The organism is Methylobacterium mesophilicum SR1.6/6 (assembly GCF_000364445.2).
In the GTDB taxonomy this organism is placed as follows: domain Bacteria; phylum Pseudomonadota; class Alphaproteobacteria; order Rhizobiales; family Beijerinckiaceae; genus Methylobacterium; species Methylobacterium mesophilicum_A.
The window spans coordinates 1,016,323-1,034,460 of sequence record NZ_CP043538.1; the positions used below are offsets into that span (position 1 = coordinate 1,016,323).

At 71.2% G+C, this 18,138-nt stretch carries 16 protein-coding genes; 5 read left to right on the forward strand and 11 right to left on the reverse strand.

Annotated elements, in window-relative coordinates:
• Positions 1-118: 118 nt before the first annotated feature.
• The 4 genes from MMSR116_RS04660 to MMSR116_RS04675 all read left to right on the forward strand — a co-directional run bounded on the left by MMSR116_RS04660 (position 119) and on the right by MMSR116_RS04675 (position 5,204).
• The gene (locus tag MMSR116_RS04660) at positions 119-1,402 is read left to right on the forward strand and encodes an MFS transporter (protein ID WP_244625601.1); all 1,284 of its coding nucleotides are present in this window, start codon (positions 119-121) and stop codon (positions 1,400-1,402) included.
• 160 nt (positions 1,403-1,562) lie between these two features.
• Positions 1,563-2,408, forward strand: coding sequence for an aspartate dehydrogenase (locus MMSR116_RS04665; protein ID WP_010685089.1), 846 nt, complete (start codon positions 1,563-1,565; stop codon positions 2,406-2,408).
• A 112-nt stretch (positions 2,409-2,520) separates the two neighbouring features.
• The gene (locus MMSR116_RS04670) at positions 2,521-3,840 is read left to right on the forward strand and encodes an MFS transporter (protein ID WP_010685090.1); all 1,320 of its coding nucleotides are present in this window, start codon (positions 2,521-2,523) and stop codon (positions 3,838-3,840) included.
• A gap of 743 nt (positions 3,841-4,583) precedes the next feature.
• Entirely contained in the window at positions 4,584-5,204 is a 621-nt protein-coding gene (locus tag MMSR116_RS04675) for a hypothetical protein (protein WP_010685091.1), read from the forward strand.
• A gap of 125 nt (positions 5,205-5,329) precedes the next feature.
• Here the strand turns inward: MMSR116_RS04675 and MMSR116_RS04680 are convergent, their stop codons facing one another.
• The 9 genes from MMSR116_RS04680 to MMSR116_RS04720 all read right to left on the reverse strand — a co-directional run bounded on the left by MMSR116_RS04680 (position 5,330) and on the right by MMSR116_RS04720 (position 14,079).
• Positions 5,330-6,430 carry a YeiH family protein gene (locus tag MMSR116_RS04680; RefSeq protein WP_010685092.1) on the reverse strand — a complete coding sequence of 367 codons (1,101 nt, stop codon included), beginning with the start codon at positions 6,428-6,430 and terminating at the stop codon, positions 5,330-5,332.
• Between the two features lie 28 nt (positions 6,431-6,458).
• Positions 6,459-6,800 (reverse strand): cytochrome c, encoded by a 342-nt coding sequence (locus MMSR116_RS04685; protein WP_010685093.1) that lies wholly within the window; start codon positions 6,798-6,800, stop codon positions 6,459-6,461.
• 12 nt (positions 6,801-6,812) lie between these two features.
• Entirely contained in the window at positions 6,813-8,018 is a 1,206-nt protein-coding gene (locus tag MMSR116_RS04690) for a molybdopterin-dependent oxidoreductase (RefSeq protein ID WP_010685094.1), read from the reverse strand.
• A gap of 91 nt (positions 8,019-8,109) precedes the next feature.
• Positions 8,110-8,934, reverse strand: a complete 825-nt coding sequence (locus MMSR116_RS04695; protein ID WP_010685095.1) for a GntR family transcriptional regulator — start codon at positions 8,932-8,934, stop codon at positions 8,110-8,112.
• A 75-nt stretch (positions 8,935-9,009) separates the two neighbouring features.
• A complete protein-coding gene (locus MMSR116_RS04700; RefSeq protein WP_010685096.1) occupies positions 9,010-9,999 on the reverse strand; it encodes an Ldh family oxidoreductase in 990 nt (329 codons plus the stop codon).
• Positions 10,000-10,003: 4 nt separating this feature from the next.
• Positions 10,004-10,945, reverse strand: a complete 942-nt coding sequence (locus tag MMSR116_RS04705; protein WP_010685097.1) for a hydroxyacid dehydrogenase — start codon at positions 10,943-10,945, stop codon at positions 10,004-10,006.
• Between the two features lie 12 nt (positions 10,946-10,957).
• Positions 10,958-12,322: a C4-dicarboxylate transporter DctA gene (locus tag MMSR116_RS04710; RefSeq protein WP_010685098.1), complete on the reverse strand. Its 1,365-nt coding sequence runs from the start codon at positions 12,320-12,322 to the stop codon at positions 10,958-10,960.
• A gap of 151 nt (positions 12,323-12,473) precedes the next feature.
• Complete coding sequence (locus MMSR116_RS04715; protein ID WP_010685099.1) at positions 12,474-13,754, reverse strand: UxaA family hydrolase; 1,281 nt, start codon at positions 13,752-13,754, stop codon at positions 12,474-12,476.
• Positions 13,755-13,761: 7 nt separating this feature from the next.
• Positions 13,762-14,079, reverse strand: a complete 318-nt coding sequence (locus MMSR116_RS04720) for a UxaA family hydrolase (protein ID WP_010685100.1) — start codon at positions 14,077-14,079, stop codon at positions 13,762-13,764.
• Between the two features lie 635 nt (positions 14,080-14,714).
• Here MMSR116_RS04720 and MMSR116_RS04725 point away from each other — a divergent pair.
• Positions 14,715-15,461 (forward strand): sulfite exporter TauE/SafE family protein, encoded by a 747-nt coding sequence (locus MMSR116_RS04725; RefSeq protein WP_010685101.1) that lies wholly within the window; start codon positions 14,715-14,717, stop codon positions 15,459-15,461.
• An 18-nt stretch (positions 15,462-15,479) separates the two neighbouring features.
• Here MMSR116_RS04725 and MMSR116_RS04730 read toward each other — a convergent pair whose 3' ends face one another.
• Together MMSR116_RS04730 and MMSR116_RS04735 are read right to left on the reverse strand one after the other, a co-directional pair.
• The gene (locus MMSR116_RS04730) at positions 15,480-16,478 is read right to left on the reverse strand and encodes an ABC transporter substrate-binding protein (RefSeq protein WP_010685102.1); all 999 of its coding nucleotides are present in this window, start codon (positions 16,476-16,478) and stop codon (positions 15,480-15,482) included.
• 26 nt (positions 16,479-16,504) lie between these two features.
• A complete protein-coding gene (locus tag MMSR116_RS04735) occupies positions 16,505-18,130 on the reverse strand; it encodes a thiamine pyrophosphate-binding protein (protein WP_010685103.1) in 1,626 nt (541 codons plus the stop codon).
• Positions 18,131-18,138 lie beyond the last annotated feature (8 nt).

The following is an 18,138-nucleotide window of genomic DNA, read 5'->3' on the forward strand; positions in this document are numbered from 1 at the left end:
CCGTGACCCGCGCGTCGAGACGTGGGCCGGCCCAAGTACTGGGAGGACAACCGTGAGTATCCCGTCGATGCCGGCTGATGCGGTCGGCCGAGAAGCTCTGCGCAGGATTAGCCTGCGTTTGCTGCCATTTCTGGCGCTGAGTTACCTCGCGAATTACATCGACCGGGTCAACGCGGGCTTCGCCGCCCTGCAGATGAACCGGGAAGTCGGGCTGACGGCGAGCGCGTTCGGTCTCGGCGGCGGGATGTTCTTCATCGCCTACCTGCTGTTTGAGGTGCCGAGCAATCTCGCGATGGTCCGGGTCGGAGCGCGCTTGTGGCTCACGCGGATCATGATCACGTGGGGGCTCGTCTCCGGAGCGATGGCGCTGACCTCTGGTCCGGTCTCTTTCTGCGTGCTGCGGTTTCTGCTGGGTGCGGCGGAAGCCGGCTTCGTGCCCGGCGTGATCCTGTACCTGATGCAGTGGTTCCCGGCCCGGGAGCGGGCGCGCGTCATCGGCCTGTTCATGGTCGCGAGCCCCGTGGCCGGCATCGTCGGCTCGCCGATCTCGGCGGCGCTGCTCGGACTCGACGGCTGGTTCGGCCTCTCGGGCTGGCAGTGGCTGTTCATCATCGAGGCGATGCCGGCCGTCTTGATCGGCCTCGTCGGCCTCGTCTGGCTGACCGACTCGCCGGCGCAGGCGCGATGGCTCGACCCGGAGCACAAGGATTGGCTCGCCGGCCGTCTCGCCGCCGACGCTGCCGCACGGATCAGCGTCGAGAAGACCTCCGTCTGGGCGGTGATGAGCGACCGCACCGTGCTGGTGCTGTCGCTGATCTACGCGGGGCAAGCCACCGCCAACGCCGGCTTGTCGCTGTGGCAGCCGCAATTCCTGAAATCGTTCGGCCTCTCAACGGCGGAGGTCGGCCTCGTGAACGCGATCCCGTTCGCCGTCGCCGCGTTGGCGATGTACGCGGGCGGCCGGAGTTCAGACGCGCGCGACGAGCGCGTCTGGCACACGGCCGTGCCCACCGCACTGACGACGCTGGGCCTGTGCCTGTGCCTCGTCGTGCACGGCTTGATCCCGACCGTATTCCTGTTGTGCCTCGCCCTGTTTGGCGTGTCGGCGTCGCGCGGCCCCTTCTGGGCGCTGACGACCGAGTGGCTGTCCTCGCGCGCGGCAGTCGCGGGGATCGCGCAGATCAACGCGGTGGGCACCGGCGCGAGCTTCTTCACGAGCTGGGCGACCGGGGCGATCAGGGATGCGACCGGAAGCTGGCCGTTGGCGCTCCTGCCGCTCGCAGGTGTGACCGCGGTCGCCACAGTGGCCGTCGTCCTGCTCGGACGCCCGATGGCCGTGATTTCCTCGAAGCGATCCGAGCCGCCTATGAACCCGACGACTCCTGTAACGGCAGAGCCCTGATTGCCGTCTGCGCTGCATGGCGCGACCGTCAGCGCAGCGGAGCCGAGTCGTGGATTTGCCGCTCATACAAATTGGTGCTCGATCGATATGATCCCCGGCATGGCCGATGCAGAGAGTCGCGGCGGCCGGCCTCCCCGGTCTCGATAGATGGGAACTCAGCATGCCGCCGCAGGAAGAATCTTGGTCACCGGTCCGCGGCGGGCGCGTCGCGATCGCCGGCCTCGGCACCGTCGGGCGTGCCGTGGCGCGCGCCCTCGACGGGGGGGCCATCCCCGGACTGAGCCTGAGCGCCGTCGCGGTCCGCGATGCCGATAAAGCCCGCGCCGAGCTCGCGGCGCTCGCCGCGCCGCCCGAGGTCGTCACCGCGTTCGACGTCCTGGAGCCGCGGGCCGACATCGTGCTGGAATGCGCGCCGTCGCAGCACCTCCCAGCGATCGTGCGGCCGTTCGTGACGGCGGGCAAGACCGCCGTCGTGTTGAGCTGCGGGGCGCTGCTCGATCACGAGGACCTCGTGGAGACCGCCCGCGCCCACGGCGGTCAGATCGTCGTGCCGACCGGCGCCTTGCTCGGCCTCGATGCCGTGACGGCCGCCGCGGAGGGGACGATCCATACCGTGCGCATGATCACCCGCAAGCCCGTGCGCGGCCTCGTCGGCGCGCCCTACCTCGTGGAGAACGGCATCGAGATCGCCGGGATCACCGAGCCGATGCGGGTTTTCGCCGGCAGCCCACGCGAGGCGGCCCGCGGCTTTCCGGCAAACCTCAACGTCGCGGTCGCGCTCTCGCTCGCCGGCATCGGGCCGGATCGGACCGAGCTCGAGATCTGGGCCGATCCCGTCCTCGACCGCAACACCCACCGCATCGAGGTCGACGCCGACGCGGCGCGGTTCGCGATGACGATCGAGAACGTGCCGACCGACGAGAATCCCCGCACCGGCCGCATCACGGCCCTCTCGGTCATCGCCTACCTGCGCAAGCTCGCCGCCCCGCTCCGGGTCGGCACCTGACAGGCCGGGCCCGGCTGGCACGTCCCATGCTGCCCATGCTGCCCATGCTGCCGTCTGCATGCGCCCGGGCCAGCGTCCGTGTGCGGATTCCCCTCAGACCCCGGAGCGGCCTGTGACTTCGACGAGCGACGAGACCCCGTCCGAGATCGAGCGGGCGACGATGCGGCGCGTTACGCTTCGGATCATGCCGCTGCTGATGCTGGGCTTCCTCGTCGCCTTCATCGACCGGGTCAACGTCGGCTTCGCAGCCCTGCAGATGAACGCCGATGCCGGACTCTCGGCCTCGGTCTTCGGACTGGGCGCAGGTCTCTTCTTCGTGGCCTACTTCCTGTTCGAGGTACCCTCCAACCTGATGCTGGAGCGATTCGGCGCCCGCCTGTGGCTCGCCCGGATCATGATCACTTGGGGGTTGATTTCCGCGGCCACCGCGCTCGTCGTCGGACCGATCTCGTTCTGCGCTTTGCGCTTCCTGCTTGGCGCGGCGGAAGCCGGCTTCTATCCCGGCGTGATCTTCTACCTGACGCGCTGGTTCCCGAAGGCCTATCGCGCCCGGGTGATCGCCCTTTTCGCGGTGGCCGTACCCCTGTCGAATTTCGTCGGCTCGCCGCTCTCAGCGGCGCTGCTCGGGCTCGACGGCTGGTTGGGTCTGCGCGGCTGGCAGTTGATGTCGATCGTCGAGGCGGCGCCGGCCGTGGTGCTCGGCCTGCTCGTCCTGCGGTTCCTGCCGGAGGGGCCGCATCGCGCGCCCTGGCTCGACGAGGCACAGCGCGGCTGGCTCACCGGACGTTTGGAAGCCGAGCGTGCGGAGCAGCCGCTGGTCCGGCCGTCCGTCTGGCGGATCATCCGCGATCGGCGCGTGCTCGCCGCGGGCTTGATCTTCGCCGGCAGCGTCGGAGCGAGCGCGTGCCTGTCGATCTGGCAGCCACAGATCTTCAAGTCCTACGGTCTCACGACCATGGAGATCGGCCTGCTCAACTCGGTGCCCTTCGGGATCGCGGCCGGGCTGATGGTGCTCTGGGCTCGGCGCTCAGACCGCACGGGGGAGCGGGCCTGGCACGTCGCCGGCCCGCAGGCGCTCACCGCGCTCTGCCTCGCGGCGGCGCTGGCCGCACACGGGTTCTGGCCGACGGTCGCGATCCTGTTCCTGGCGATCCTGGGAACCTACGCCGTTAAAGGCCCGTTCTGGGCACTGGTCACGGAATGGCTGCCGCCGGGCGCGTCCGCAGCCGGCATCGCGCAGATCAACGCCATCGGAAATCTCGGCGCCTTTATCGGGACTTATCTGATGGGCGTGATCAAGGACGCGAGTGGCAGCTACGCGCTAGGCCTGTTGCCGCTCGCCCTGGTCACGGCTATCGGCGCCGCGCTCGCGTTGGGATTGAGCCGCACGCGCCCCCCGCTGATCCCCATCCTGCCTGGCGAGCGGGCGTAGGCTCCCGGGACGCTTCACGCCGCGGATCGGGCGGGAGTTCGCGAGAAGATGCCGGCGGCACGCTCCAGGTTGAATCGCCGCCCGCTCTACGCCATCTGGCCGACAGCCCGGCTTCGCCGTCCCAGAGCGCTCCCCCATATTCGTGGGCGTTGATGCCGCGATTTGATGCGCCCCAGTGGCGTCGGGTCCAGCATCTGTAGGCGTCGGATCATAGAGCAAATTCCCGAGCTCATAATCCCTGCTGGATCGCCCCTTTTTCCCTGAACGGGAAAAACTCGGCGCCGGCTATCCGTCTCATCCGATTAGGGATTTCCCGTCCTTGAGATACCCGCAAGGGAGAATGGCAAGTGACTTCCCTGAGTCATTCCCTCAGTTCAGGGAAAAGCGAGAGAGACCATTTCGACGCTGATGGGTTTGCCCTCGAGCATTCGTAGGCAAGATACCAGGGGGAGGTCCTCTGGCGTGGTAGCTTCGGCGTGACCGTCACGTCCGCTGTGCCTCCGGATCTGCAGTCCGGCCGGCTCCGCAAACGGCGAGCGATCCAGCGCCCCCGCGGCCGACCCGAGCGGCCGGAGAGCGGCCAGCCTCGCGCGCTCTTAGCCGGTCGAACGGCGGACAAGCGGATATCCTGAACGCCGTCGATGGCGAGCCGTTGCGGGAAGTCGGAAATCGCCCTATCGGCGGCGATGCCCGGCCGATCGCTTCGCTCAACCAGGTCCGATACCCTCTTTGACGAGATCAGCGTGCGGCTCCCGCTGTTCGAGGATCTGCCTCCTGACGCGCTACAGCATCTCGCGACGCCGGGATTCGGCCGCGGATTCCTGACGGCCTCGCTGCGGGCCCGCCTGCGCAAGGCCGGGTATCGGGATCTCGGCCAACTGGCCCAGGCTTCACCGGAGGCGATCGCCAGCATCAGGAAGTTCGGTCCGGTCCGCGTCGACCGCGTTCGGGATCTCATCCTCAACGAGATCGCGCGCTGGCTGCCGGGTGCCCGTGAGAGGCACGCAAGGGGGGCCACCGGAGAGCGGAGGCTCGGACGCCTGCGAGACAGGCCGGTCGAAGGCCTGCCCCTGGCCGCCGACGCGATCGCCGCGCTCGGCTGCGCCGGTTGCACCTGCGCGGATCTGGCCGGCCGTTCACGCACCGAACTCCTCGGCACGGGACGCATGATCGCCCGCGATGTGGATCGCATCATCACGACGCTCGCCGAACTCCTGGGCGGGAGCAGGACGACCGCTTCTCTGTCCGCGCAGGTGGCCGAAGACGCGCCCGAGACGGAGACCGAGACCATCGCATCCCGTCGGGCCGCCCTGCTCGCACAGCAGGATCGTGAATGGGATGCCGCTGCCCCGGCCATAGATTAGCCTCGGCCTGACCCATCCCGGATCAGCGGATTCCAGCTCAGCCGGCTCGGCCGCTTCGCGCCGATGGCCGACCTGCGGCCAGATACGATCCGCCTTCGAACAGTCGTCGTTGAGAAGCGGCCCGCTCAGCCGAGCCCGAGGCCGCGGATGAGCAGGATGGCGGTGGCCAGCAAGACGAGGAGCGAGGCGGTGACCGCCATCGTGACCCGGCCGCCCACCTGTGCCAGCACACGCACGTCCACCCCGAGGCCCAGCGCGGCCATCGACACGATCGTGAGGAAGCCGGCGAGGCGGGAGATCGGCGCGATCCAGGCGTCCGGGATCAGCCCGAGCGAGCGCAGGCTCGCCAATGCCAGGAAGCCGAGGATGAACCACGGCACCAGCTTGAAGAAGCCGGGCCGGCTCCGGATGGTCCGGGCGGTCGCCCCCGCCGCCGGCAGGCGCGGCGCGAGCAGCGACAAGGCCAGCACCACCGGTCCGAGCATCAGCACCCGAACCAGCTTGACCAGCGTGCCCACCTGCGTGGCGAGCGGGCCCACCGGGACGGTCGCGGCCAGGACCTGCGGCACCGCGTAGACGGTCAGCCCCGCCAGCACGCCGTACTGGTGCTCGCTGAAGCCGACGAGCGGCACGAACAGCGGCAGGCCCAGCACCATCAGCACGCCCAGCACGGCCGTGAACGCGATGGCGGCCGCCACGTCCCGGCTGTCCGCCCCGATCACCGGCGCCACCGCGGCGATCGCCGAGTTGCCGCAGATCGCGTTGCCGCAGGCGATCAGCAGCGCCATGCGCACCGGCAGCCCGAGGGCGCGGCAGAGGGCGCAGCTCGCCAGGATGGTCAGCGCCACCGCCCCGACGATGCCGGCCAGCAGCGCCGGCCCCGAGGCGACAATGGCCCCCAGGCTCACCGCGGCGCCCAGCAGGGTCACGGCCACCTCCAGCACCTGCTTGGCCGAGAAGGCGATCCCGGCCTTGAAGCGCGCGCCCGGCACCCAGGCGGAGCGCAGGGCCGTCCCCAGCAAGATGGCCAGCACCAGCGCCTCGACGTAGGGATGGCCGGTCAGGTGCTCCTCGCCAGCCTGCAGACCCTGCGCCACCACGGTCAGGCCCAGGCACAGGAGCAGGCCCGGGAGCAGGGTGCCGGCCGTCCCGGCCCAGGCGGATGCGCGCCGCGACCGGGACGGTGCGGTCCCGGACCGGTCCAGCACGGCGGGTCTGGCGATCATCGCGCGGCCTCCTGTCCGGTGTCGGCGCTCAGTAGGCCGTGCCGAGATAGGCGGCGATGGCCTTGGCCTGCTCCTCGGCGATCGGCGCCCGGTAGACCTTGATCATCTTGGCGACCTCGGCGTCCCAGAAGGCCTGCCCCTTCTTCGGCGGCTGCATGGCGACGTAGTCGGCCGAGTGGCAGGTCATGCAGTTCTCCTGCGCGGCCTGGAAGCCGGCCGCGTGCGCGGCATCCGGGGCCGGCCGGAACTGCGCCGTCGGCTCCGGCAGCGCGTAGGTGTCGGGCGCGGCGCGCGCGGAGGTCGCGGCCAGCGCGGGGGCCAGCGCGAGGGCGGCGATGATCGACGCGCGAAGCGGGCAGGGGCTGAACATGCCGATCCTCCTTCAGGCCGCCCGAACGCGGGTGGTCTCGACCACGTTGCGCATGTACCCGGCGGGGTTCCAGCGCGGCTCCATCGGCTGGGTGCCGCCGTCGTTGCCCGTGGCCCGCACCCGCAGGGCGTGCGTGCCCGGCGTCAGCTCGACCTCCGCGGTCCAAGTGCGGAAGGCGTAGCGGCCGAGATCCTGGCCGAGCCGGGCCTCGCCCCAGCTCCGGCCGTCGTCGGTCGAGACCGCCACAGCCTTGATGCCCGAGCCGCCGTCGAAGGCGATGCCGCGCAGGGGCACGCGCCCGGCCGTCACCTGCGCGCCGTCGGTCAGGTTGGTCACGAACGAGCGGACGTTGAAGCGGCCGATCGGCACGGTCTTGTCGGGCGCCTTGCCGGGTTCCGTGCAGGCACAGGCATTGTCGGGGATGCGGTAGGCGCTCTTCATCCAGAAGCCCTCGAACGGCTTGTCGAGGATGCTGATGCTGTTGAGGTGCTTGACCCAGTAGGTGCCGTAGAAGCCGGGCACGATCAGGCGCAGCGGGAAGCCGTTGAGCCAGGGCAGGTCCTGCCCGTTCATGCCCCAGGCCAGCATCACCGCGCCGTCCCGGGCGTGGTCGAGGGTCAGCGCCTTGGCGAAGTCCGGCGTCTCGGGCAGGACCGGTCCGTCGAGGCCCTCGAAGGACACCTGCACGGCGCCGGCCTTGACGCCGGCCTTGTCGAGCACGGCCTTGAGCGGCACGCCGGTCCAGCGGGCGCAGCCCATGGCGCCGTTGGCGAGCTGGCCGCCGGCGATGCGCGGCTCGAAGAAGCCGCGGGAATTGCCCGAGCACTGGTTGACCGCCACGATCTCGGTCTGCGGCATGGCCTTGAGGTCGGCGAGCGACAGGGAGAGCGGGCGCTCGACCTGCCCGGTCACCGCGACGCGGAAGGCCTGCGCGTCGATCTCGGTCGGGATGTCGGCGAGGTGGTAGCGCACGAAGAACGCGTCGTTGGGCGTGATCGCGCCCTCGTCGAAGACCGCGAACGGCGTCTCCAGCTGCGGCGGGCGCGCGGTCATCTGCAGGAGCGGCCGCTTGCCCGGATAGGCGACGAGCGGCCGCTCGCCGTTGCCGAAGGGCAGCGTGGCGGTGTCGCCCGCCCGTGCGCGCGGCACGCCGCCGACGGCGGCCAGCGCGCCGAGCGCGCTCAGCCGCATGAAGTCCCGTCTTCCACGATCGGTCATCGCGCGCTCCTCGTTCAGGCTGTCGCGGCGGAGTTCCGGTTCGGCGCGCCCCATCCGCGATCGCGGGGCGACGCCGCGGAGGGGATCCCGGTCAGCGCAGGACCGAGAGGTAGTGGATGTCCTGCGTCAGGCAGGTCGAGAGGCGCCACTCGACCGGCCGCTCCTCGAGGTCGATGGCGACGCGGTCGATCTCGAGGGCCGGAGTCCCGGCGGGCACCTGAAGCAGTTCCGCCTCGCGGGGCCCGAGCGCCACCGCCTTCAGGCGCTCCTTGGCGGTGGCGATCGTGATGCCGTAGCGGGTGGCGTAGAGGCTGTAGAGGGTGTTGGGCAGCTCGAGCTGGGCGATGCCCGGGAACAGGCCGGCGGGCACGCTGATCGTCTCGACCACGCACAGCTTGGCGTCGACGGCGCGCACGCGCTCGATCCGGACCACCCGGGCGGACCGCACGAGGTCGAGGCGCCCGCGCTCGTCGGCGCTGGCGGCGGCTTCCGCGATCCCCGTGACCCGGCTCGTGGGCATGCCGGTGCCGTCGCCGTCCGGCCGCAGCTTCAGGAAGCGGAAGACGCTCTGCTTGTCGTCGTGGTCGGCCACGAAGGTCCCGCGGCCCTGGCGGCGCACCAGCAGGCTGTCGGCGGTGAGCGCGTCGAGGGCCTTGCGCACCGTTCCCTGGCTGACCCCCAGCTCGAGGGCGAGCTGCCCCTCGCTCGGCAGGATCTGGCCGGGCTGCCAGACCGCGTCGGCCAGGCGCCTCAGCAGCGTGTCGTAGACCTGCCGGTAGAGCGGCCGGAAGCCGACCGTGCGGGCGCCTCCCGAATCCGCGCGTCCCGAACCTGCCTGCCCTTCGCCTGACCGTTCCATCGCGTGACGACGCAGAGCCCCATCCGTGGGTAGAGCGTCGAAGGATGTGTCCAGCACCTCTCCCTCCTCTCGCTTACGTGGCTCCGCCGACGGGAGCAATCACAGGTTTTTCCCCCGCACAGGCGATCCGCCTCACAGAGCCCGGATCTCGGCGACGAGGGCTTCGGCCACGTCGAGCCCCGCCTCGGCGGCCCGGCGGCGCAGCGCCAGCCGGCGGCTCCCGGGGAGCCGGGCGCCGTCCTGCGTCTCGATCGCGTCGGCCAGCGCCGCGCAGCGCTCCGGCGCGTCCGGGCTGAGCGCCGAGGCGTCGAGGGCGAGGATCAACTGCCCGGTCCCCGGCGGGTCGCCCGCGGCGTCGAGGAACGAGGAGGCCTCGCCGGCGAAGCGCGCGCCGACGAGGCCGGCGGCGAGCAGCTCGACCATCAGGGCGAGCGCCGTGCCCTTGGCGTCGCCCAGCGGCACCATCGTGCCGTCGAGGGCCGCCTTGGCGTCGGTCGTCGGGCGTCCCTCCGCGTCGAGGGCCCAACCCTCGGGGATCGGCTCGCCGCGCTTGGCCGCCCCGACGATGTTGGCGCGGGCCACCTTCGACAGGGCGAGGTCGACCACGATCGGCGCGCGGCCCGGCAGCGGGCAGGCGAAGGCCAGCGGGTTGGTGCCGAACACCGCCTGACGCCCGCCCCAGGGGGCCATCGCGGCGGGCGTGTTGGCGAAGAGCAGGGCGACGCAGCCCTGCTCGGCCAGGGCCTCCACAGGGCGTCCGGCCGCGCCGCAATGGTGCGAGCGGCGGATGCCGGCCGCCGCCACGCCCTGCTGACGGGCGAGGCCGGGCAGCGCCTCCAGGGCGAGGTCGAGGGCCGGATAGGCGAAGCCGTGGGCGGCGTCGACCGCGAGCAGGCCCGGCCGCGGACGCTCCGCCCGCGGGGCCGCGTCGCCCACGACCTTGCCGGCGCGCACCTGCGCGCCGTAGGGCGCCACCCGCGACAGGCCGTGGCCCTTCAAGCCGTCCGCCTCGGCGCCGACCAGCGCCCGGGCGACGCTCCGCGCTGCGGCCTCGGCCGTGCCGCAGCGGATCAGGGCCGCCTCGGCGAGGGCCTCCGCCTCCGACAGAGTGAGGTTCGGCATCGGCTCAGCGCTCCGTGAGATGGCGGCGGACGGCCTGCGCCGTGACGGCGGAGACGCGCACGTTCGATTCCTGAGTCACCCCGGCGATGTGCGGGGTCAGGATCAGGTTCGGCACGTCCGCGAAGACGGCGCCGGCCGCCGCGTCGAGGGGTTCCCGGTCGAACACGTCCAGCGCCGCGCCGCCGAGATGCCCGGACCGCAGGGCTTCGGCCACGGCGCCCTCGTCGACCACGCCGCCCCGGGCCGCGTTGATCAGGATCGCGCCCTCGGGCATCCGGGCCAGCGCCGCCGCGTCGATCAGGCCGCGGGTCTGATCGGTGAGCGGCACGTGCAGCGAGAGCACGTCGCTCTGGGCGATCAGGGCGTCGAGTGCCTGGCTCTGCACGGGGCCGTAGGCCGGGTTCCAGGCCGGGTCGCCCTGGGCCACGAAGGGGTCGTGGGCGGCGATCGCCATGCCGAGGGCCGCCGCCCGCTGGGCGGTCTCGCGGGCGATGGCGCCGAAGCCGACGAGGCCGAGGCGCTTGCCGGAGATCTCGCGGCCCATCAGGGCGTTGCGCGGCCACGTTCCGGCCGCGACGCGGGCCGTGGCCCCGTAGGCGCCCCGCAGGAGCAGCATCGCGGTGGCGACCACGTACTCGGCCACCGCGACGTCGTTGGCGCCGGTCGCCGGGTAGACCGCGATGCCCCGATCCCGGCAGGCCGGGACGTCGATGTTGTCGAGGCCGACGCCGAGGCGGCCGACGACCTTGAGGTCGCGGGCGGCATCGAGCAGGGCGCCGCGCACCTGCGTCCGGTTGCGCACGATCAGGGCGTCGGCCCCCGCCACGGCGGCGGCGAGATCCGCGGGCCGGTCGACGAGGCCGGGATCGTACAGGACGTCGAATCCGGCGAGCTCGGCCGCGATCGCCGCCTCGTCCATGAACTCGCTGATGATGACCTTGGGCATGGAGGGTCCTTCTCAGGTCGCCGGCACGGCGGCCGGGAGGGGGCGGCGGAAGGCCGCCGCCGGCTCGCGGGCTGGGATCGCGTCCGCCACCGCGTCCTCGTCGTCGAGGAGATCGAGATTCGGGGTGATGCGGCCGTCGAGCACCGCCCGGGCGTGGGCGAGGTCGATCTTGCCCTCCCAGCGGGCGATCACGAGGGTCGCCACCATGTTGCCGACCGCGTTGGTCACGCAGCGCAGCTCGTTCAGGATGCGGTCCACCCCGATGATCAGGGCGATGCCCGCCACCGGCAGGAGCTGCGAGGCCTGGAGCGTCGCGGCGAGCACGAACAGGATGGCGCCGGCCACGCCCGCCACGCCCTTCGAGGTCACCAGCGCGATGGCCAGGATGCCGAGTTCCTGCTCCCAGGTCAGCGGGATGTTGAGGGCCTGCGCGATGAAGCCGATCGCCATGGTCAGGTAGATGCAGGAGCCGTCCATGTTGAAGGACAGGCCGGCCGGCATCACGAGGCCGGTGACGCTCTTGTCGACCCCGAGCCCGTTGAGCTTGGCCATGATGCGGGGCAGCACCGACTCCGAGCTCGTGGTGCCGAGCAGGATGAACAGCTCCTCGCGGCTATAGCGGAACAGCTTCCACAGGCTCAGGCCGACGTAGAACCGCATCACGCCGCCGAGGAAGACCGCGATGAACACGATGAAGGTCAGGTAGAGCGAGACGATCAGCATCCCGTACTGGGCGAGGATGCCGAGCCCGAACTTGCCGATGGTGAAGGCCATCGCGCCGAAGGCGCCGACGGGGGCGAAGTGCATGATCAGGCCGACGACCTTCATCAGCACGTCGCCGAAGGCGTGGACCACCTTGAGCGGGAACTCGCCGCGCCGGCCCAGCATCGCCAGCCCCATGCCGACGAGCACCGAGAAGAACATCACCTGGATCAGGTCGCCCTTGGCGAAGGCGTCGACCGCGCTGTGCGGAATGATGTTGGCGACGATCTCCATCGGCGACTGCGCGTGGGCCTTGCCGGCGATGCCGGCCACGAGCTTGGCGTCGAGGCTGTCGACGGTGGCGTTCACGCCGTCGCCCGGCCGCAGCAGGTTGACGAACAGGAGGCCCGCGGCGAGCGCCACCGTGGTAGCGACCTCGAAGTAGAGGATGGTCTTCAGGCCCATCCGGCCGACGCTCTTCATGTCGCCGACATGCGCGATGCCGACCACGACCGTGCAGAAGATCACGGGCGCGACGATCATCTTGATCAGGTTGATGAACATGTCGCCGAGGATCTTGCAGCCCACCGCGAAGTCGGGCGCGACCACGCCGACGCCGATGCCCAGCGCGATGCCGAGCAGAACCTGGCCGTAGATCGACCGAAGCAGCCTCATGCGTTCCTCCAGAATGACGGGACGGAGGCCGCCGCGGTTTCGCCCGCGGTCGTGCGCTCCCTCGTGGTCCAGACCCCGTGGCGTCGGGGCCGCGCCCGCGGACCGGATCGCGGTCCGCGGGCGCGGGACTGGTGAGTCAACGACTCGCGCGTCAGGCGCTGCGGTAGAGCTTCGTCATCACGAATTCCCGGTGGCCGAGGGACTCGGCCGCCGTGAGCCGGCCGTTGGCGGTGCGCACCACCATGTCGATCAGCGCGTCGCCGGCCTGCGGGATGGTCATCTCCCGGGTGAGCACGCCCGACACGTCGACGTCGATATGCTCGCCCATGGTCCGCACGGTCCGGGGATTGCCGGTGATCTTGATCACCGGGACGATCGGGTTGCCGATCACGTTGCCCTGACCGGTCGGGAAGGTGTGGACCACGTAGCCGGCCGCCGCCATCAGGGTGACGCACTCGGCCGCCGCCGAGGACGTGTCCATGAAGTAGAGGCCCGGTCCCTTGGCGGGCGCCTCCGCGGGCTGCAGCGCGTCGATGAACCGGCACTCGTGGCCGATCTTCTCGAGGTTGCCGAGCGCCTTCTCCTCGATCGTGGTGAGTCCGCCCGCGATGTTGCCCTTGGTGGGCTGCGAGTCCGAGAGATCGTCGGTCTTGTGGGCCTCGATCACGTCGTCCTGGTAGGCCTTCCACATCGTGTACCACTTGTCGGAGATTTCGGGGCTGATCGCCCGCTCCCGACAGAGGTGCTCCGCGCCGGTGATCTCCGAGGTCTCGCCGAACACCCCGTAGATCCCGTGCGGGATCAGCTTGTCGTACATGTTGCCGACGGTCGGGCAGGAGGCGAGGCCGGTGGTGGTGTCGGACTCGCCGCACTTGGTCGAGACCCAGAGGTCGGCGATCGGGCATTCCTCGCGCTGGAGCTCTGTGGCCCATTGCACGAAGCGCTTGGCCTGGTAGCTCGCCTTGGCGACGATCGCGATGTCGCCGTGGCCCTCGATGCCGAAGCCGACCACCGGCTTGCCGGTCTTGGCGATGCCCTCGACCACGCGGTTGGTCCACTGGTCCTCGATGCCGATCACCACGACGGCGGCGACGTTCGGGTTCGAGCCGATGCCGATCAGGGTGCGGAAATGAAGGTCCAGATCCTCGCCGAACTGGAGCCGGCCGTAGGCGTGGGGCAGCGCCATCGTGCCCTTCACATTGTTGGCGACCGCCTCGCAGGCGGCGTTGGACAGATCGTCCAGCGGCAGGAGCACGACGTGGTTGCGTACGCCGACCCGGCCGTTCTCCCGGCGCCAGCCCATGAAGGTGGCGGAGGTGTAGTTCTCCGAGGCGCGCTTGGTCGCGAGCGCCTGGGTGGCGAACTGATCGGGCGCACCGCCGACGAAGGGGGTGGCGATCTCGTGTTCGAGCTGAGCGGCTTCCTTGAACATCGTCACCTCACCAGCGCTTCGTCTTGACGTTGTGGACATGGACGTGCTCGCCCTTGGCGACGTCCTTGATGACCTTGCCGATGTCCTGGCCGTACTTGATGGCCGTATCGCCGGCCTTCAGGTCGGTGAGCGCGACCTTGTGGCCGATCGGGATGTCGTGGCGGACATGGACCGCGAAGGTGGAGTCGTTCTCGGTGACCACCCCGAAGGCGTCGGTGTTCGCGCTCAGGCCCTCGATCACCGCGACGGCGACGTTGTCCTGGGGGGAATGGGCGAGAAGATGCGGCTTGCGGTGCCCCTCGCCGGACGCGGCGTGGCTGCTCATGCGGTCCTCCTGATAGCTGTCGTCGGCTTCTCGGCGGCGACTAGTCTTATATAAGACCTATGAGGCGGCGGACGTCAACGGGTGATTGACCGGGGAGGTCGATTTCATTGTTCGAGGCCCGATCCGGCTCCGCGCGTGTCCCTCTCCCCTCTGCGGGCTACGACATTCACACATCTACGCCGACGCGCGCTCCTCCCCTGGCGATCCCGGGCTTGCCCGGGATCGCTCGAGCTCGTGGAGTGGAGCTGGAGGTGGGGGCGGCGCAGGATCGAGCCCGGTGGTGCCTTCTGCTCCACCCCCACCCCTGGCCCCTCCCCACAAGAGGGAGGGAAAAGCGCTTTGTTCCGAGAGGGTTGAGTGTCGGACAGAGAAGTGTGAATCCGCAAGCCTCTGCGAGGGAGGGAGGGCGCGTGTCAGGTCTGGCCTGCCTTTCCCATCGAGCGCACGAAGCGATCAGCGAGCGTCCGTGCGAGCAGTCTCCCAGATCTCTCGTGCGGCAATCACGCCTTGCTCCTCACGCCATGTCTTATATAAGTTACATATCATGAGCGGCTCGCCTCCGGCGGGACGCCGGCCGGGAGGACGAGGATGGTTAGCGCGCCCGCGCAGGGCATCGGCCGGGCCGGGTGCCCGCGGTGAACGAGACGCTCCTCCTCATCCTGTGCGTCGGCTGCGCCGGCGTGATCTCGGGCCTCACGGGCTTCGCCTTCGCGCTGATCGCCTCGGGCACGCTGCTGTCGATCCGCACGCCCGTCGAGGCGACCGCCCTGGTGCTCGTCTGCAGCATCCTCTCGCAGGTGATCTCGATCCTGCGGCTGCGCACCTGGCCGCCGCGGGGCACCGCCTTCGCGATGATCCTGCCCGGCCTCGTCGGGGCGCCGATCGGCATCCACCTGCTGCACGACCTCGATCCACGCTTCATCAAGGTCGCCATCGGCGCCTTCCTGGTCCTCTACAGCGGCGGCATCGCCCTGCTGCGCGCCGATTACCGGGTGGGCTTCGGCAATCGCTGGAGCGACGGCGCGATCGGCTTCCTCGGCGGCGTGCTGGGGGGCATCGCGGGCCTGTCCGGCGCCCTGCCGACGGCCTGGAGCCTCGTGCGCGGCTGGGACCGGCGCACCCAGCGGGCGGTCTACCAGTCCTTCACCCTGGTGATGCAGGTCTGGGCCTTCTCGATCCTCGTCTACCTCGACCCGATCCCCCCCGAACTCGTCGGCGACCTGGCGCTGGCGCTGCCAGTGGTGCTGGTGAGCGTGCTCGCCGGGCTCTCGCTGTTCGCCCGGATCGACCAGCGGCGCTTCCGCACCCTCGTCCTCGCCCTGCTCGCGGCGATCGGGCTGACCACCACCGCGCTGGCGCTGCCCGGCCTGCTGCAGGGTTGAGGCGGCCGCCGGGGCGGCTCAGCTCCCGGCCTTGCCGTGAACGCCCGCGAAGAACAGGTCCTTCCAGCTGTCCGGGCGGCGGCGGATCGAGCCGGTGCGGGCCATGAAGTCCGCGACCTTGCCGATGGCCCGGGGCGTCGCCGTGAAGGAGACCTGCGGGTCGTTCAGGATCTCGGTGATGAGGCCGACATCGCTCCCGTCGCGGGCGAGGCGCACGTAGGCGCGGGCCGCCTCCGCCTTGTCGGCCACGATCCCCGCGAGGGCCTCGTCGAGGGCGGCGCCGAACGCCTCGAAGACGCGGGGACTGGCCGCCGCAAAGGCCGCGGAGGCCCAGACCACGTTGAAGGTCGAGGGCTCGCCCAGGACGTCGAAGCTGTTGAGCACCGTGCGGATGCCGGGCCGGCGCAGCTCCAGCTCCTGGATCGGCGCGGCGGTGAAATGGGCCGTCACCTCGCTGCCCCCGAGGAGCGCCGCCATCCCGTCGGGATGGGAGAGGGTGACGGTGAGCCGGTCGAGGTCGTTGCGATGGGCGGCGCCGAGTTCCTTCTCGGCCGCCATCTGCAGGAACATCGCCTGGACCGAGACCTTGACGGCGGGGAGCGCGATCTTGTCCCGGTCGGTGAAGTCGGCGAGCGTGCGCACCTTCGGATTGCTGGTGTTCATCAGGAGCGGCATGCTGTTCATCGCCGCCACGCCCTTCACCGCCATGGCGGTGCCCTCGGTTTTCGACCAGAGCAGCACGAGGGGCGGCACGCCGCCCGCCGCGAACTGGATCGTCCCGGAGAGCAGGGCGTCGTTCATCGCCGCGCCGCCCGCGAGGGTGAGGTAGCGGGCCTGGAGCCCCGCCACGCCGCGGGCGGCCGCGGCCTTCTGGAGCAGGCCCTGTTCCTCCATCAGCGGCAGGTGGCCGAGGCTCGGCTGGCGGGCGATCGCCACGGCGCCGACCTCCGCGGCCCGCCCCGGGACGGGACCCGCCAGGAGCGCCGCGGCGCCCGCCAGAACGTCGCGTCTGCGCATGAGATCTCCTCCCGAGAAACGTCCCCTCAGCCGGGGCGGCGGATCATGGGTGCCGGCACGCTCTCGATCATCACGTTGACGCAGGCCGGCAGGCCGCTGGCATGGGCGGCCTCCAGCGCCGCCGGGAGGTCGGCGGCCTCGGTGACCAGCGCGCCGAAACCGCCGAGCGCCTGGACCACCGCGTCGTAGCGGGTCGGGAGCAGGTCGCAGTGGCGCGTCCGCCCGGGGCCGTAGCTGCGCAGCTGGATCTGGTGCTCGGCGTTCCAGCGCGCGTCGTTGCCCACCACCGCGATGAACGGGATTCGATAGCGCACGGCGGTGTCGAACTCGGCCATGTGGAAGCCGAAGGTGCCGTCGCCCAGCACCGCGACCACCGGGGCGCCGGGGCGCTCCAGGGCGGCGGCGAGCGCGAAGGGGATCGACGCGCCGATCGTGCCCGAGACGCCGTTGATCAGCCGGCGCCCGCCGCGGACCAGGGCCTGCGGCCATTGCCCGATCTCGCCGCCGTCGCAGATCAGCGTGCCGTCGGGGTGGCGTTCCAGGAAGGCGTCGACCGCCCGGCACAGCTCCACCGGGTGCAGGCGCTGACCCGTCCCGTGGAAATCCGCCCAGGCGGGCGGCCGGTAGGCGAGGGCGGCCCGCGACTCCCGGTGCCAGGCGTCCCGGCGGGGGAGGGCGGTGGCGCGGGCGGTGAGCGCCGCCAGCACCGGCCGCGGATCGGCGAGGCCCGAGACCGCGAGGCGGTCGGCCGGCGCGCGGGCCAGCAGCGCCGGATCGGGATCGACGAGGGCGAAGCGGCAGTCGGGCGCGAGGGCGGGCGCCGCGCCGAAGCGCAGGGTGAAGTCGAGCGGCTTGCCGAGGAGCACGAGGAGGTCGGTCCGCGCCAGGACCTCGGCGAAGGCGCCGAGCGCCGGATCGTTGACCCCGCGCGGGCTCTCCATGCCGACGACCGGCAGGCCGAGAGTTTCTTCCAGCGTTGCCATGGCAGCCCGGCCGGAGGCGTCGCACAGCGCCGGGCCGCAGGCGATCAGCGGCCGTTCCGCCCCCGCGAGGGCGGCGAGGAGGTCGGCCACGAGATCCGGCGCCGGCTCGGCGACCCGGATGGCGGCCGCGGCCCGGTCCGGGATCCGCACCGAGGCGGCGGGGACGGCCGTGTCCAGCAGGTCGACCGGCAGGCTCAGATGGACCGGGCCGGGCCGCCCCTCCCGGGCGATCCGGAAGGCCCGGGCGAGGTCCGGCCCGAGGGCGGCGACCGACCCGGCGGTCCAGGCGGCCTTGGTCATCGGCCGGGCGATGTCGGCCTGGGCCAGTTCCTGGAAGGCGCCGCGCCCGAGCTCCGACAGGCCCGCATGGCCGGAGAGCAGCAGGACCGGCGACTCGGCCGCGAGCGCCGTGGTGAGCGCCGCCGCGCCGTTGGTGTGGCCCTGCCCACCGGTCACCAGGGCGACGCCGACCTCGCCGGTCAGCCGGCCCCAGGCGTCGGCTATGTGGACGCAGGCCGCCTCCTGGCGGGTGTGGACGAGGCTGATCCCGGTCTCCAGCAGGGCGTCGAAGACCGGCATGATGTGGTTGCCGGAGAGTGTGAAGATCCGGGTGACGCCGAGCGCCTCCAGGGTCCGGGCCACGATGTCGGCGCCGCGCAGGGTCTGCATGGTTCAAG

Excerpts from the sequence above, each read along its gene's own strand:
- MMSR116_RS04665 (WP_010685089.1), top strand. The coding sequence starts at position 1,563 with ATGCCGCCGCAGGAAGAATCTTGGTCACCGGTCCGCGGCGGGCGCGTC.
- MMSR116_RS04680 (WP_010685092.1), bottom strand. The coding sequence starts at position 6,430 with ATGATCGCCAGACCCGCCGTGCTGGACCGGTCCGGGACCGCACCGTCC.
- MMSR116_RS04685 (WP_010685093.1), bottom strand. The coding sequence starts at position 6,800 with ATGTTCAGCCCCTGCCCGCTTCGCGCGTCGATCATCGCCGCCCTCGCG.
- MMSR116_RS04690 (WP_010685094.1), bottom strand. The coding sequence starts at position 8,018 with ATGACCGATCGTGGAAGACGGGACTTCATGCGGCTGAGCGCGCTCGGC.
- MMSR116_RS04700 (WP_010685096.1), bottom strand. The coding sequence starts at position 9,999 with ATGCCGAACCTCACTCTGTCGGAGGCGGAGGCCCTCGCCGAGGCGGCC.
- MMSR116_RS04705 (WP_010685097.1), bottom strand. The coding sequence starts at position 10,945 with ATGCCCAAGGTCATCATCAGCGAGTTCATGGACGAGGCGGCGATCGCG.
- MMSR116_RS04710 (WP_010685098.1), bottom strand. The coding sequence starts at position 12,322 with ATGAGGCTGCTTCGGTCGATCTACGGCCAGGTTCTGCTCGGCATCGCG.
- MMSR116_RS04715 (WP_010685099.1), bottom strand. The coding sequence starts at position 13,754 with ATGTTCAAGGAAGCCGCTCAGCTCGAACACGAGATCGCCACCCCCTTC.
- MMSR116_RS04720 (WP_010685100.1), bottom strand. The coding sequence starts at position 14,079 with ATGAGCAGCCACGCCGCGTCCGGCGAGGGGCACCGCAAGCCGCATCTT.
- MMSR116_RS04730 (WP_010685102.1), bottom strand. The coding sequence starts at position 16,478 with ATGCGCAGACGCGACGTTCTGGCGGGCGCCGCGGCGCTCCTGGCGGGT.
- MMSR116_RS04735 (WP_010685103.1), bottom strand. The coding sequence starts at position 18,130 with ATGCAGACCCTGCGCGGCGCCGACATCGTGGCCCGGACCCTGGAGGCG.